The sequence below is a fragment of the Moraxella nasovis genome (genome assembly GCF_022701215.1).
Classification (GTDB): domain Bacteria; phylum Pseudomonadota; class Gammaproteobacteria; order Pseudomonadales; family Moraxellaceae; genus Moraxella; species Moraxella nasovis.
In genome coordinates this window covers 368,990-383,260 of sequence record NZ_CP089976.1, presented here as the reverse complement: position 1 = coordinate 383,260, position 14,271 = coordinate 368,990, and the positions used below count along the sequence as shown (strand labels likewise).

The window sequence follows — 14,271 nt, the reverse complement described above, 5'->3', positions numbered from 1 at the left end:
TGCAATGCGCTATGGGTGATAGTGGTGTAAAGCTTGATGATAAACCTATCAAGGCGTTAGAGCTTTTTTTACCAATCCGCTGATGACTGAAGGGTCGGCTTGACCTGCAGTCTTATCTTTAACAGCATTCATTACACGCCCCATGTCTTTCATGCTGTTAGCAGACAGCTCGCTGATGGTTTCGTTAATGATGGTAATAAGCTTATCTTCTGACAACTGAGCGGGTAAGAATTGGCTAATGACATTGATTTCAAATTGTTCTTTTTGTGCCAAGTCTTCACGCCCATTGGCTTTATAAATCTCAAGCGATTCTTGACGCTGCTTGGTTTGTTTTTGGAGAATTTCAAGAATGCCTTTATCATTAAGCTCAGTTTGGTTATCAATTTGCACCTGCTTGATGACAGCTTGAATGCCACGCAGAATCTTTACGGTATCCATCTCACGAGCTTTCATGGCGGTTTTAACAGCTTCGGTGATGGTGTTTTGTAGGGTTGACATAAAATTTTTCCTTATGATGATAAAAAGTGAATTAGGCTGTACTAGTCATTTTGTAATGCAAGCAGTCTGTCATAAACTTCGCTCTTTTTTAGCCCCAGTACATCAGCCACAATACCACAAGCTTTCTTGGGTGGTAATTCGCCAGCAAGAGCCAAAAGCCAGTTATCGTAATTTTCTTGGGTGCTTTGTTTGGTTTGACCACTAACGACAAGCACCATTTCGCCTTTTTGTTGGTTTGGATCGTTTTGGATGAATGTAAGTAATTCTGATAGCGGTAGCTTTTTGATGGTTTCAAATGTCTTGGTTAATTCACGACATAGCGTCGCTTCACGTTCATCACCAAATATGATCGCCATATCGGTTACGCATTCGCTAATGCGATGGGGTGCTTCATAAAAAATAAGCGTTTCAGTACGATTTTTATAGTCTTCAAGCAGTTTTTGGCGGGCATGAGATTTTGCAGGTAAAAATCCCATAAAGCTAAATTTATCAGAAGGCAATCCTGCTGCTGATAATGCCCCAACCATCGCACATGCTCCGACGATGGGTACGACTTGGATATCATGTTCGTGAGCAGCCCGCACAAGACGAAAGCCAGGATCGGAGATTAGTGGTGTGCCAGCATCACAGATAAGAGCAATCGACTGCCCGCCTTGCAGTTTTTCGATGAGTTTTGGCGTCTGGCTGTCGGCATTATGTTCATGATAAGCGGTGGTAGCAGTGTTGATGTTATAAAAATTTAAAAGCTTGCCACTCGTTCTAGTGTCTTCGCACGCCACGATGTCTGCATGATTTAGCACGTCTAAGGCTCTTTTACTAATGTCGTTAAGATTGCCGATGGGTGTGGCAACTATATATAACGTACCATTACTCATGACCGTTTTGTCCTAGCTTTGTCGTTGTTTCATCTGCTGTATCTGTCAGCTTTTGTTCGCCTAGATGCAACCAGTCGCCAAGCACGCACGCTAAGTCTTCTACACCTTCTTTTTTTAGGGCAGAAAATAGCTGGATGGAGAAAGGTAAGTCCAGACTTTCAAGGTGTTTTTTGGTTTGTAGTAGGGCTGATTTTTTTGCACCGCTTTTAAGCTTATCTGATTTGGTGAGTAGAACATGCACAGGTAGATTACCGTCTTTTGCCCAGTGTAGCATTTGCTCGTCAAAATATTTTAAGGGGTGGCGAATATCCATTAGTAGCACAAGCCCAGCTAGGCTTTGGCGATCTACAAGATAGGCCTCTAGCTCTTTTTGCCATTTGATTTTCATCTGCTCTGGAACAGCAGCATAGCCATAGCCTGGCAAATCCACGATGCGAGCGTCTTCTGAACCGACATTAAAAAAATTGATCATCTGCGTTCGACCAGGTGTCTTTGATGACCGAGCAAGCTGTTTTTGGTGGGTTAGGGTGTTAATGGCAGATGACTTGCCTGCGTTAGAACGTCCAGCGAACGCCACCTCAAAGCCTGTATCGCTTGGGCATAGTTTAAAAGTCGGGGCAGACATAGCAAAAGCAGTCTGACGAATTTGTTTAAGATAATCTTCGGTATTCATGATATCGCTTCAAGTAAGTTATCTTAAGTTTAGCATATTTCACCAAAATTTGTACATAAATACACTAACATTACACCAAAACCCAGCTCATCGCACGATACTAATTCAAGATCAATCCGAGTTGTTATAGCAGCTATATATTATAGCAGCTATATAAAAGATATCTTGCAAAATGATAAAAAGATGCCATAATGACTTTATATTCGTTTAAATGTGGTCAGCTTTTAATAAGATATATTTGGAAAATTAATGAAAATATTATTAAATCGTGCCATGATTATGATGGCTTTAAGCTTACTGCCTATGGGTTTGGCACATGCAGATGTGGTCAGTAAGTATGAGAATACATGTGCTACTTGTCATGAGCCAAATAATGACTTTAATGCACCTGCTAAGGGCGATACTGCTCGGTGGAATCAGCTAAAAATCCAAAAAGGCACAGATGGCTTGGTCCGCTCAGTCGCTCAAGGCACATCACAAATGCCTGCAATGGGCCTGTGCCAATCTTGCAGTCATGATGATTTTGCCAAGTTGATTGACTATATGTCACAATAATCAATGATTTTTTTGAATTTTTCAATAAAAAACGACTTTTTTGAAAAAATGTTGCTAATACCACAATTTTTGTGGGAATTTTTGTTAAATTCTTGCTATAATAGCAAATATTTTTAGGCAATCGCTGTATTTTTACTGCCGAATGATAGCGTTTACTTCTCATTGTGTTATTTGAACAAAACCCAAGACGTGGGCATTCCCCAATAGTTAGTAGGAACTTGTTATGAAACCTGCCAATAAAGCCATTTTAGCCAAAATTCTTCTTGCATCTAGTGTCGGTGTTGCAAGCCTGACTGCTGGTGCTGCCGTCAATGTACCTAATTATGATATCGAAGCAGGTAAGGTGATCGCTGATGCGGTCTGTGCTGCTTGTCATGGTGCAAACGGTGTAAGTGTCGCTCCAGCTCAGCCAAATCTTGGCGGTCAAAATGTAAAATATCTTTATAAGCAACTGGTTGATTTTAAGACCAAGGCACGCCGTAATGGCATTATGGAAGCTCAGCTTGTCGGCCTAACCCAACAAGACTTGGCAAACGTAGCAGGTTATTACGCAAGCCAAGCACCATGGACACCAGGCTATGGTAATAAGGCAACTTATGCTGCCGCCCAAAAGCTTTACTTGGGTGGCGATAAATCTCGTGGCGTTATCCCATGTGCAGGTTGCCATGACCCTAAAGCTCAAGGTAATGAATGGGCGGCATTTCCACGCATTGGCGGTCAGCATGCGACATACTTGGCAACTCAGCTGAAGATGTTCCGTGCCGCAGGTCGTGAAGATGATGTTATGGAAACTGAAACTCGCACCAATGACTCCGCCAAAAAAGGTGAAAAGGGTATGATGCAGACTGTAGCTGCTAAGCTATCTGATAAAGATATTAAGATTCTCTCTGAATTCTTATCAGCGGTTCACTAATCACTATTCCTTAAAAAGCCCCAATTTTTGGGGCTTTTTTGTGGGCGTGGGTATTGTATGAGTTTTGATTTTTATAAATACAGCTACTTTATGTTACAATAGAGCTTTATTTTTGGTTGTTGAAAGATTATGTTGCATAAAAACACAGTTTTTTTGGTTGCGTCTGCATTGCCCCTACTGATGGTAAGTTTGGTTGCACCAAGAATATCCCATGAGCTTGATGTTTGGCTAATGTGGGTGGGTGCGATGGTATTAGTCGGACTACCTGTCTTGCTTGCAGAGTTTGCTTTATCTGCCAGAAGTGGCACAACCCCATGGCTTGGCATGCAAAAGCTAACTCGTGAAGCGGACGCTTCTTTTATGTGGAGACTATTCTCAGGGCTGTCAGTTCTTGTGGCTGTGTTGATGGCAGCATCAATTACATCACGTCTGGCACTTGGTGTGTGGGCTTATCTACCAAGTGTGGCTGCTGATTTTGGTATGCCTGCCATCGCTTTAAGTGCAGCCTTTATGGTGCTAGCATTAATTTTAAGCCTGCTAAAGGATAGACTGCTGCCAGTGGGTCTACTGCTCGTAGTCATCGGTGCGGCAATGGCACTGTTTGGCAATGGCGTAAATAGCGAAGTTGGTGTACCTATGATGACAGAGGTTACCTTTGGTGATTTTGCTAAGGCGGTGATTTTAGCATTGTTATCAGTGGGTGTAGGAACAGGTCTTTATTGGTTTGGATTACCCAAAGCGATGAATGAAGCGGTGAATGCCAAAAAATCGCTATTTGGTCTGACGTTTCCTATTTGGCTCACGCAGCTTGTTTTTGGATCATTTGCTTTACTTGCTGGTAGTGCGATGACCACGCCATTATCGTTTATGGTATCAGGTCTAGGCATGCTATTTATAGCAGCATTTTTCTTATATTACGCGTCATCACAGCTGACGGCACGCTTAGGTTTGCTGATAGGTGGTATAACAACTTTAGTTTTGGCCTTGCTTTTTGCACCGATTCCGTTTGGGGTGTTGGCGGTTGTGCTTGTGGTGCTTGGGCTAATATCAGTGCTAAATTTGTCAGTGTTTGCAGGCTTTATTATGAAAATTAGCCATCTTAGAAAAACACTAAATTTCACCAGTGAAGGTAGATATAACTTATGGCGTGTGTTGGTGCGTATCGTCGTGCCTGTCGTGGTGTGCTTAGCATTGGTTGGGTGGCTTATCGGATGGCTATAGACCAAAACACCAAAATACAAGTGGCATTGGCATATGCAGAGCCAGCGGATAGTAAGCAGCACTATGAGGAATTTTGGGTAGACCAAGGCAGCACCATTTATGAACTGTTGCAATTAAGTGGCTGGCTGTCTTTAGAAGTGTTGGCAAACTTTGCTATTTGGTGTCGTAATCATGCTTATGATTCGCCCAATCATCGAGCATGGTATGTGGGTGTGTACAGTGAGAAAAAGCGACTTGATGATGTGCTTAAGGCAGGTGATCGAGTAGAGATTTATCGTCCGCTATCTTATGATCCGATGACACGCCGTAAACACAAATCCAAGCCAACTGTACGTAAGCTTGGACGTGTGTTAGGATAAGCTGGTGGTTATTGGCTTTTATCTGCTACACGAATAACTTGACCATTGGTATTAAAATAAACACTGATATAATGGCTGGCATTTTTAACATCTTTTTTACCTTGACGTTTGCCATCTGTGCCAGCGGTGTAGTCGTAGATATAGTCCCAGCGGTATGGATTTAGGGTATCACGCACAGCTGGACTACCTAGGATTTCTAAAACTTGATCGGCTGTCATACCTGCTTGTATACGATTGGCATCAGTTTTGGTGAAAGGCGTCCCTTGGGGCAAATCAATGGTATAGACCTTAAAGATACCACAACCAGTTAAAGCAGCAGCACTAAGAACAGCAGCTGCAATAAGTTTTACATTAACAAATGTTCGCATGATAAATCCATAAAACTTTAAAAGATGCAGCAATATTAACGATAACTGTCTAAATATGCAAGTTTTTTCAAATATGTATAGGATTTTGATGTGGATTTTTGATTTTTTGGGTATAAAATTTCCCCAAATTGTGTTAAATTATTAAGATAAACAACGAAAAAGGGTGATATATGGCTTTTACCAATAAAGATTTACGCAAGGCAGGACTTAAGGTAACATTGCCACGAATTAAGATTCTAGAGTTACTAGAGAATGCTGAGCATCATCATATGAGTGCTGAAGGTGTGTACAGGGCGCTTGCAGAGCAGGGTGAAGATGTTGGTCTGGCTACGGTATATCGAGTACTTACTCAGTTTGAGCAAGCAGGCATTGTAGAGCGTCATAATTTTGAGAACAATTTATCAGTATTTGAGATTGTTCAAGATGAACACCACGACCATTTGGTTTGTGATGTATGCGGAAAGATTATTGAGTTTCATAATCAAGTAATCGAAGAAGAGCAGCACAAGGTTGCTAAAGAGTGCAATTTTAAACTGTCTGGTCATTCGCTTGTGCTGTACGGCGTATGTGATAGTCCAGAATGCCAAAAGACGCTTGAATAAACGCTAAAATAACGGCATTTATCTACGGTATTTATCTATGATAAGCCAGTCAAATTGCTAACATGACTGGCTTTTTTATGGATGTATTGTGGGTAAAATGTATCTGCCATCGGTTAAGGTGATGGCGTATCTTAAATAACATAAAGGAAATTTGTATGTCGGTTTTAAATAACAACCCTAAAAAAATCTACCTAAAAGATTACACACCACCTGTATTTAGTGTGGAGAGTATTGATCTAGACATTAGTTTGTTTGAGCAATACGCGACCGTTAAAGCCAAGCTTAAGATGGTCCGCCAAACTGCAGGCGACTTGGTGTTATTTGGGCGTGGATTAAAGTTAGAGCAAATCAAGCTAAACGGCACTGCTTTAACAAAAGATGATTATACGCTTGATGATGAGAGTCTGACCATTTCTCATGCACCAGATGTAGCTTGTGTAGAGACGGTAGTTCGTATCACACCACAGACAAATACGACGCTTGAGGGCTTGTATCAAGCAGGCACAGGCGATGAAGCGATGTTTGTTACTCAGTGCGAGCCAGAAGGCTTTCGTAAAATTACCTTTTTCCCCGACCGCCCTGATGTTTTGACTGTCTACACCACACGGGTGGAGGCTGATAAGAAATACCCAACTTTATTAGCCAACGGTAACCTAATAGAGATGGGTGAGATAGATGGCGGTCGTCATTATGCCATTTGGGAAGATCCTACCAAAAAGCCTAGCTATTTATTTGCTTGCGTAATCGCTGATCTAAAAGTTATGCAAGACAGTTACACCACAATTGACAATCGAGAGGTTTTGCTTGAAATTTATGCTGACAAAGCAGACATTGATAAATGTCATGTCGCTATGCAAGCTCTCAAAGATGCCATGCGCTGGGATGAAGAAAATTATGGGCGTGCCTATGACTTAGATCGCTATATGATCGTGGCGACGGGGCAGTTTAATATGGGAGCGATGGAAAATAAGGGTTTAAACATCTTTAATACATCTTGTACACTATCAAGCCCAGAGACGACCACCGATGAGCGTAGTTTTTTTGTGAAGGCGGTGATTGCCCATGAGTATTTTCATAACTGGACTGGCAACCGCATTACTTGCCGTGATTGGTTTCAGCTGTGCCTAAAAGAAGGATTTACAGTTTTTCGTGATCAGAGTTTTTCGGCAGATTTTCGTTCGGCGGCTGTACAGCGAATTGATGAAGTATCAACACTAAAAGCAACCCAATTTCCAGAAGATGCAGGCGTGCTATCCCACCCTGTGCGTCCTGATAGCTTTGTGGAGATTAATAATTTTTACACCGCAACTGTCTATGAAAAAGGGGCGGAGATTGTCCGTATGATTGCCAATTTACTTGGAGAAAATAAATTTCGCCAAGGTGCTGACGAGTATTTTCGCCGTTATGATGGGCAGGCGGTAACGGTAGAAGATTTCTTGTCAGCGATGGCGACAGCAGATAGCCGAGTGCTTGATTTTATGGCTTGGTATCAGCAGCCTGGCACACCTGTGGTGTCTGGTCGTTATCAGATGGCTGATAATGATACGCTGGTTGTTACTTTATCTCAGTACACACGCCAAGTCGCAGGTTTTGGGTCGCCAACTGTCCTACCAATCCCTGTTAATACAGCGATTTTTGATGGCAATACAGGTGAGATTTTAGGTGAGCAGATGCTATTATTAACAAAAGAAACTCAAGATTTTGAGTTTAAGAATGTTAAGCTTAGTGCTGATGCTAAGCCTGTCGTTTCGGTGCTGCGTAATTTTTCAGCACCTGTGCAGATTGACTTTAACTATTCTGATAGCGATTTGGCAAAGCTGGTTAAGTTTGAAACTGAAGGCTTTAACCGTTGGCAAGCCGTGCAGTCCTTAGTAAATCGATTGTTATCGGGTAAATCTGATGCTGTAGATGTGTGGATTGACTCATTAAAAAGTGCAGTTGATGAGCTTATCGATGTCGATCCTATGCTGGCTGCTAGATTGTTTGATATACCAAGCCAAAAAGAGCTGGCACTTGGTTATGATCAAGATTATGATCCAAAGCATGTAAAAGCTGTGCGTGATGCGTTAAAGCAGCAATTGGCTTATGCCCTAAGCGACGATATTGTCCGATGGTATAACAAGCTACCAATCACCACTTATAGTGATACGCCAAATGCCCAAGGCCAAAGACTATTACGCAATGTGCTGCTTGATTTGGCATTAACCGCACAGCAAGTTTTGGCTGTATCTTGGGCTTATCATCAATATGACAATGCCACTTGCATGAGCGAGCGAATCGGAGCGTTATCGGCGATGATTAATTTTAATCTGCCTAAAAAGCAAGCTTATGTTGCAGATTTTTATGAGCGATTTAAAGATGAAGATTTGGTGGTGGATCTGTGGTTTCATGCACAAGCAGCTTCACCGATGGCAAGCGTCGCTGATATTGATGTGCTGATGAAGCGAGATGATTATGACTGGAATACCCCAAATCGTGTGCGTACCACCTTAGGTGCACTTGCTGCCAAGCCAACAGAGCTTTGGACCCAAGAAGGCGTAGATCTGTATCTTTCTGCAGTTGCACGGCTTGATGTTATCAACCCTGTGTTAGCGTCTCGTATTCTATCGGCATTGGCTCGTTGGTACACATTGGGCAAGGTAGACAAGCAGATGGTTCAAGCACGCTTAATCGCTTTAAAACAGACGGCAAGCTCAAAGAATGTGCTTGAGTTTTTAGGCAGTATGTTAGAAGCAAACTAATGCATAATACCAATCAAGCGACCAGACCACCTTGGTATTATGTATGGATTATTGCTGCTGCCAAGCCGATTTACCGATGGATCGTTTACCGTAAATCTCACCATAAGCCCACCTATCAGGCACAAGTGCAAGAGCGTTTTGGCAAAGGGTATATACCTTCGCCAAAATCAACGCCTAACGCTTTGGTGATATGGTGTCATGCCGTATCGCTTGGTGAGATTAATACTGCTTATCCACTGCTAAAAATCTTATTACAGCGTGGTTTTTGCTTGTGGATTACCAGCACGACCCAGACAGGCTTTGATAGGGTGAAGGTGCTGTTTGCTGAGCAAATCAATAACCAGACGGTGTCGCATAGTTTTGTGCCTGTAGATGATTTGGCGACGGTTAGGCGATTTTTAGGTCATGTTCGCCCCGTTATGGCGGTATTTGTTGAGACTGAATTGTGGGCAAATACGCTTTACGAACTTAAAAATCGTAAAATCAGCTCAGTGATGATTAACGCTCGCTTAACCCAAAAATCATTTGATGGTTATGCTAGGTTTGGTAAAATCAGCCGTTCTATGATGGATAATCTATCTTATATCATCGCTCAAGACACCGCTTCTGTTCGGCGATTTTTACAGCTTGGTATAGATGAAGATCGTATTTGTCAAATGGATTCTTTAAAGTGGGCAAGCTTTGCAAAGCCGTCTATCAACCACAAAAAGCTGCTTGAAAGTGTGGCATCGCAGTTAGCTGATAGACCTGTTTGGGTAGCGGCAAGTACGCACGACACTGAAGAAGCTTTGGTATTACAAGCCCATAAAATGATACGAAAAAAGCACCCAGATGCTTTGCTGATTATTGTTCCCCGCCACCCTGAGCGGTTTAATGCGGTTGCTGGCTTATGTTATGATAGTGGGTTTGATGTAGCACGTCGCTCCTTAGATGAGATGATAAGTCATAAGACAGCGGTGTATCTGGCAGACAGTATGGGTGAGCTTATGGTGTGGTATGCCTTGGCTGATGTAGCTTTAGTAGCGGGGTCTTTTCTTGACATGGGTGGGCATAATCCGATAGAGCCTGCAAGCCTTGGTAAGCCTATTATTATGGGTAAATTTGTCAAAAACTGCGAAACGCTGGTAGAAAGCTTAGCGGCAGCTCATGCATTAGTACAAGCAGATGATGCTTGTGATGTGGCGGCATTTGCCAGCGATTGGTTTAGCGATAAGCAAAAAGCCAGTAGGGCAGGGCAAGCGGCTAAACAGTTAGTTTGCCAAAACTCAGACATCGCCCAGCGTATGGCGGACAAGCTGTTAGCGGTGCTGATGTCTGAATATAACCAAGATAAGCAGGCGTAATGTGAATGTTATTGTATTAAAAGAAAGTTGTTTTAATCAAAACTCTGCCATTATCACCAAGGCAAACATCATCACACACATTCAAAATGTGCTAAAGCCTAGCGTGGGAGACTGGCTAAAAATTGCTAAAATCAATGGATTAATGGGTGTTGGCAAGGTGCAACACCTAACTGATGAGAGCGTGGTTTTATCCGATGTATGTCTTGATCAGTTGCCACCGCCTAAGCTTGACGTTACTGTGATATTGGCTCTGCCACGCCCAAAGGTGCTAAGACGGCTGATGATAGACATGACAGCGATGGGCGTCGATCACATCGTACTTTTAAACAGCTATCGCACAGATAAAAGCTACTGGGGTTCGCCACTATTACAAAGGCTAGATGAATTTGTGATAGAAGGCTTATCTCAAGGTGTGGATAGCGTACCACCAAAAATAACGCTCGCCAAAAGATTTAAGCCTTTTGTACAAGATGAATTGCCAAGCTTGATGGCAGGGCAAGCGGTGGTATTTCATCCTTATGCTACGCAAACTTTTACCGACAGTATGGCAATAAATATAAAAACAGAACTGCCTAAGGTGGTCATTATCGGAGCTGAAGGTGGATTTATCCCTTATGAGATTGATTTGCTTGGTTCAGTTGGCGTGCTATCTGTCAGTCTTGGTAAGCGAATCTTAAGAACAGAAAGTGCGGTCAGTGCAGTGCTTGGGCATTGGTTGGGATGACGGCATTTATTCATCATCTTTAGTTGCTATGATGTGTAAGTAGCGACCCATGCGACAAAACGGCTCTTGCCTGCTGTATTTTAGCTCCATGGCAATGACATCTTCGGTGTTGGCAAGCCCGCCACGCTTTAGGGGTGTGTAATCGCTAAAGTTTCGAATGCCTGACTTTAGTCTGATGGTGTAGTGATGTCTATTTAGCCAGTCTGATACTTTTGTTGGCTCAACAGGGTGATTGGGCGTTAAGCTTTTATTATCGGCAGGTTTTGGTGTGTTTAGATGGTGAAAATTCCCCATAACTAGATTGCGATAGATTTTACTGGCAGGATTATAAAAGCACAAAGATAACGCCCCATCTGGGTGTAGATGATCATCAAAAAACCCCATAATATCTTCAGGCTTATCAAGCCATTCAAGCACTGCATGGCATAAAATTAAGTCAAACTGCTCTCCAGTTATCTTTTTGGACAGCTGTTGGTAAGGGCAATGAATAAAACGCAAATTTACTGTATCTATACCTAAATCAAAAGCATTTTGGCGTGCCATATTTAGTAGGTTGCCTGAGATGTCATTAATGGTGCAGTGATGACCTTGTTGGGCAAGCCCAAGGCTTATTTGGGCAAGTCCTGCACCCACATCTAATACTCTTAGTGGGCGATTTAGCTTTTTGGTGAGTATTTTTACAGTTTGTGATATGTCGTGGCTAAGTACAGCAAGACGAATTTGTCCCTTTAGTCCGCCATAGACTTTTTTGGCAAAATGGTCGGCAATGGCATCAAAATTACGATCGTGCTGATGGTGTGACATAACAGCGAATTCCTTTACAAATATAAACATAATTTACGATAAAGATACACGATAATTATCAATCAGGCAGTATCCACCATGATAAAAGCTGTGCTATAATCTTTCGGTTATCAATTTTAACACATTGCAAACGTGATGGGTAAATTACGGTCAAAGCGACGGGTATAAATATGAAAATACAACAATTACTAAAACAATCAATCGCTGTGCCTACGCTAGTGGCATTAACTTTAGTGGGCTGCGATAAACCTAAAGAGAATGAAGAGTTTGGCGAAGATGTTGTCATTGAGCCAGTTTTACAAGATGTTGATGTGATGTGTGATGCAGCGGTGAATCAATATCGCCTTGTTGATGCGGTGCGTCAGACCTTGCTTGCTGAAGCATTATTAATTGTTCAAGAACACCAAGTTTCCCAAGATGACGAGCTTGATGGACTTGTCCGCCATAAAATTGACAACATTGCCATCAAACTGCAAAATGTCGTCAATCAGCATGGCGATTGCAGTGCTGATGTGGTGTTTGAGTTATCGCCACAGGATGTTAAGGCAGCAGATGGTTTATTTACCCAATATGGATTGCCCACCTTACAAGAACAAGCGATTCAAGTCAATGCAGCCTTAATCGGCGGACGTGTGATTGCAAATGATGTCAGCTATGCATTAAATAGTGAGCAGGCTAATCTACACGATAAAGCAGCGACAACGCTTGTGGCACATATCCTTGTAGCGGCAGTCAATCAAGGTGCGTCAAGCTTTCAAGCGACTTTGCAGCCACGAGTATTAGAGACTGAAACGCTTGATTCATCACGTGCTGATGAGATGATGTATGAGTCTCAAAGCAATGAAACATCAAATCGCCTTGAAGTACAGTCAATACCAAAACCTAAGCTTGAGCCAAAAACGCAGGTTAGAGCTGAACCAAAAAATGACGCACGAGCAGAGCCTAAGCCAGTGGTAAAATCAGAGCCAAAGCCTAAACTTGAGCCTGAAACTAAGACTAAAGCTGAAACTAAGCCAAAACCTAAACTTGAGCCTGAGACTAAGCCTGAGCCAAAAGCTGTGCCAACACAAGCTACTTCTTCTGCCACAGGTGATCTTGAGCTGACTATTGTAGAGAGTGACGAGACCTACTAACTTCCTACAAAAGAGCAAAACCCCAAGTTAATTCTTGAGGTTTTGCTTTTTATTGGATTGCAGAATTATTACAGACTATTACAATGACTTAATTTGTGATACAATATCCAGTTAGCTTAGGGGTGTTTAACTGTATCGAACTATCAGCTACCATCACAAAGCAAATGTATCAGCACAACGGAACTTAAAAATAGTGTCAAATCAGTTTTTTGACTGATTACTTTTGGAGAAAAAGATGCAAGCCATCAAACCTGTCGCCATTGCTTTATCAGTTGCTGCTTTATTTGGCTGTTCGCAAGATAAGCCGCAAGCCACCGAACAAACTGCCCAAGAGCCAGTAACTCAACCATCTCAAGAACCTAAAACCATCGCCATTAGTGCGATTGTAGAACACCCTTCTTTAAACGACATTCGTAAGGGTTTAATCTATGGCTTAGGTGAGCTTGGCTATAAAGACGGTCAAAACCTAACTGTAAACTTCCAATCTGCTCAAGGCAATATGGCGACAGCAGGGCAAATCGCCAAGCAATTTGCTGCTGATAATCCTGATGTAATTGTGGCGATTACCACGCCAACAGCCCAGACAGTAGCTGCAGTTACCCAGAGCATCCCCCTTGTTTATACTGCTGTCTCAGACCCTGTTGCTGCCAAGCTCTTGGATGAAGATGGTAAACCAACTCAGCCTAACGTAACAGGTCTATCAAGCGAATTACCACTTGCCCCGCAGATTGACATGATAAAAAAAGTTGTGCCAAACGCCAAACGCATTGGTTTTGTGTATAGTCCAGGTGAAGCGAATTCTGTAAGCATTCGTGATAGATTGCTTGTGGAATTACCAAAGCGTGGCATGGAGCTGGTTGATGTGCCAGCCAATCGTTCAGCGGATGTAGCAGATGCTGCTCGTGCTTTAGCAGGTAAAGTGGACTTATTCTACACGTCACTTGATAATGGGGTAGCATCAGCGATGGAGGCTTTGGTCGGTGCAGCAAATGAACAAAAAGTGCCAGTGTTGACCTCTGATGAATTTTCGGTACGCCGTGGTGCGACTGCTGCCCTTGGGGTGAATGACTTTGACTTTGGTGTGGTAACTGCCAAGTTAGTCGCCGATGTCCTAAATGGCAAATCACCAAGCGAAGTTGCACCAAGCAAAATGAATACCATGACATTTTACATTAGTCCAAAACATGCTAAAACTCAAGGTGTTCAAGTGACAGACGCACTACTAAAAGATGCCATTAACGTAGACACAACACCACCTAAAGAATAAGATTATGCACCAAACCGCTAAACGAGAATCCAAAGTTTGGCGGATTGCAGGTTTGTTTAGGTATCTTAATAGGGCAATCCATATAAACACTTATGAATAATCATAAATTAATTGCTTTATGATAAAGATTTATTTAGGATAGGCACTATTAACAAACCCGCTTGGTTTATTTGTTTAAAGATTGATTATGGCAAT

Annotated in this window: 15 protein-coding genes; 10 read left to right on the top strand and 5 right to left on the bottom strand. The window is 42.4% G+C overall.

The features are described from left to right. Positions 1-48: 48 nt before the first annotated feature. Genes LU293_RS01905 through yihA form a run of 3 tightly spaced genes read right to left on the bottom strand, consistent with a single transcriptional unit; the run spans position 49 to position 2,046 of the window. Positions 49-498 (bottom strand): GatB/YqeY domain-containing protein, encoded by a 450-nt coding sequence (locus LU293_RS01905; RefSeq protein ID WP_242748242.1) that lies wholly within the window; start codon positions 496-498, stop codon positions 49-51. A gap of 41 nt (positions 499-539) precedes the next feature. Continuing rightward, positions 540-1,373, bottom strand: coding sequence for a 16S rRNA (cytidine(1402)-2'-O)-methyltransferase (gene rsmI / locus LU293_RS01900; RefSeq protein WP_242748241.1), 834 nt, complete (start codon positions 1,371-1,373; stop codon positions 540-542). Next, entirely contained in the window at positions 1,366-2,046 is a 681-nt protein-coding gene (gene yihA, locus LU293_RS01895) for a ribosome biogenesis GTP-binding protein YihA/YsxC (protein WP_242748240.1), read from the bottom strand. Before yihA ends, rsmI begins: the two co-directional genes overlap by 8 nt. Before the next feature lie 249 nt (positions 2,047-2,295). Between yihA and LU293_RS01890 the strand changes: the two genes are divergently transcribed. The 4 genes from LU293_RS01890 to LU293_RS01875 all read left to right on the top strand — a co-directional run bounded on the left by LU293_RS01890 (position 2,296) and on the right by LU293_RS01875 (position 5,094). Beyond that, complete coding sequence (locus LU293_RS01890; protein ID WP_242748239.1) at positions 2,296-2,601, top strand: c-type cytochrome; 306 nt, start codon at positions 2,296-2,298, stop codon at positions 2,599-2,601. A gap of 223 nt (positions 2,602-2,824) precedes the next feature. Further along, positions 2,825-3,514, top strand: a complete 690-nt coding sequence (locus tag LU293_RS01885) for a c-type cytochrome (protein WP_242748238.1) — start codon at positions 2,825-2,827, stop codon at positions 3,512-3,514. Positions 3,515-3,643: 129 nt separating this feature from the next. Continuing rightward, a complete protein-coding gene (locus LU293_RS01880) occupies positions 3,644-4,735 on the top strand; it encodes a hypothetical protein (RefSeq protein ID WP_242748237.1) in 1,092 nt (363 codons plus the stop codon). After that, on the top strand, positions 4,726-5,094 hold the full coding sequence (locus LU293_RS01875; RefSeq protein ID WP_242748236.1) for an RnfH family protein: 369 nt from the start codon (positions 4,726-4,728) through the stop codon (positions 5,092-5,094). Before LU293_RS01880 ends, LU293_RS01875 begins: the two co-directional genes overlap by 10 nt. Before the next feature lie 8 nt (positions 5,095-5,102). On the opposite strand, the gene LU293_RS01870 is transcribed toward LU293_RS01875, so the two are convergent. Then, the gene (locus LU293_RS01870) at positions 5,103-5,495 is read right to left on the bottom strand and encodes an outer membrane protein assembly factor BamE (protein ID WP_375540346.1); all 393 of its coding nucleotides are present in this window, start codon (positions 5,493-5,495) and stop codon (positions 5,103-5,105) included. Between the two features lie 137 nt (positions 5,496-5,632). Here LU293_RS01870 and fur point away from each other — a divergent pair, with 137 nt between their 5' ends. The 4 genes from fur to LU293_RS01850 all read left to right on the top strand — a co-directional run bounded on the left by fur (position 5,633) and on the right by LU293_RS01850 (position 10,872). Next, positions 5,633-6,064 (top strand): ferric iron uptake transcriptional regulator, encoded by a 432-nt coding sequence (gene fur / locus LU293_RS01865; RefSeq protein ID WP_242748234.1) that lies wholly within the window; start codon positions 5,633-5,635, stop codon positions 6,062-6,064. A gap of 155 nt (positions 6,065-6,219) precedes the next feature. Further along, a complete protein-coding gene (pepN, locus tag LU293_RS01860) occupies positions 6,220-8,805 on the top strand; it encodes an aminopeptidase N (RefSeq protein WP_242748233.1) in 2,586 nt (861 codons plus the stop codon). After that, complete coding sequence (locus LU293_RS01855) at positions 8,805-10,148, top strand: 3-deoxy-D-manno-octulosonic acid transferase (RefSeq protein WP_242748232.1); 1,344 nt, start codon at positions 8,805-8,807, stop codon at positions 10,146-10,148. Before pepN ends, LU293_RS01855 begins: the two co-directional genes overlap by 1 nt. 1 nt (position 10,149) lies before the next feature. Next, positions 10,150-10,872: a 16S rRNA (uracil(1498)-N(3))-methyltransferase gene (locus LU293_RS01850; protein WP_242748231.1), complete on the top strand. Its 723-nt coding sequence runs from the start codon at positions 10,150-10,152 to the stop codon at positions 10,870-10,872. A 6-nt stretch (positions 10,873-10,878) separates the two neighbouring features. On the opposite strand, the gene LU293_RS01845 is transcribed toward LU293_RS01850, so the two are convergent. Beyond that, positions 10,879-11,676, bottom strand: coding sequence for a methyltransferase domain-containing protein (locus tag LU293_RS01845; RefSeq protein ID WP_242748230.1), 798 nt, complete (start codon positions 11,674-11,676; stop codon positions 10,879-10,881). A 170-nt stretch (positions 11,677-11,846) separates the two neighbouring features. Here LU293_RS01845 and LU293_RS01840 point away from each other — a divergent pair, with 170 nt between their 5' ends. After that, positions 11,847-12,809, top strand: a complete 963-nt coding sequence (locus tag LU293_RS01840; RefSeq protein WP_242748229.1) for a hypothetical protein — start codon at positions 11,847-11,849, stop codon at positions 12,807-12,809. A 235-nt stretch (positions 12,810-13,044) separates the two neighbouring features. Further along, positions 13,045-14,076 (top strand): ABC transporter substrate-binding protein, encoded by a 1,032-nt coding sequence (locus tag LU293_RS01835; RefSeq protein ID WP_242748228.1) that lies wholly within the window; start codon positions 13,045-13,047, stop codon positions 14,074-14,076. Positions 14,077-14,271 lie beyond the last annotated feature (195 nt).

Coding starts and splice junctions, on each gene's coding strand:
- LU293_RS01855 (WP_242748232.1), top strand. CDS start 8,805: ATGCATAATACCAATCAAGCGACCAGACCACCTTGGTATTATGTATGG.
- LU293_RS01835 (WP_242748228.1), top strand. CDS start 13,045: ATGCAAGCCATCAAACCTGTCGCCATTGCTTTATCAGTTGCTGCTTTA.
- LU293_RS01845 (WP_242748230.1), bottom strand. CDS start 11,676: ATGTCACACCATCAGCACGATCGTAATTTTGATGCCATTGCCGACCAT.
- LU293_RS01890 (WP_242748239.1), top strand. CDS start 2,296: ATGAAAATATTATTAAATCGTGCCATGATTATGATGGCTTTAAGCTTA.
- LU293_RS01880 (WP_242748237.1), top strand. CDS start 3,644: ATGTTGCATAAAAACACAGTTTTTTTGGTTGCGTCTGCATTGCCCCTA.
- fur (WP_242748234.1), top strand. CDS start 5,633: ATGGCTTTTACCAATAAAGATTTACGCAAGGCAGGACTTAAGGTAACA.
- pepN (WP_242748233.1), top strand. CDS start 6,220: ATGTCGGTTTTAAATAACAACCCTAAAAAAATCTACCTAAAAGATTAC.
- LU293_RS01875 (WP_242748236.1), top strand. CDS start 4,726: ATGGCTATAGACCAAAACACCAAAATACAAGTGGCATTGGCATATGCA.
- rsmI (WP_242748241.1), bottom strand. CDS start 1,373: ATGAGTAATGGTACGTTATATATAGTTGCCACACCCATCGGCAATCTT.
- LU293_RS01885 (WP_242748238.1), top strand. CDS start 2,825: ATGAAACCTGCCAATAAAGCCATTTTAGCCAAAATTCTTCTTGCATCT.
- yihA (WP_242748240.1), bottom strand. CDS start 2,046: ATGAATACCGAAGATTATCTTAAACAAATTCGTCAGACTGCTTTTGCT.
- LU293_RS01840 (WP_242748229.1), top strand. CDS start 11,847: ATGAAAATACAACAATTACTAAAACAATCAATCGCTGTGCCTACGCTA.
- LU293_RS01905 (WP_242748242.1), bottom strand. CDS start 498: ATGTCAACCCTACAAAACACCATCACCGAAGCTGTTAAAACCGCCATG.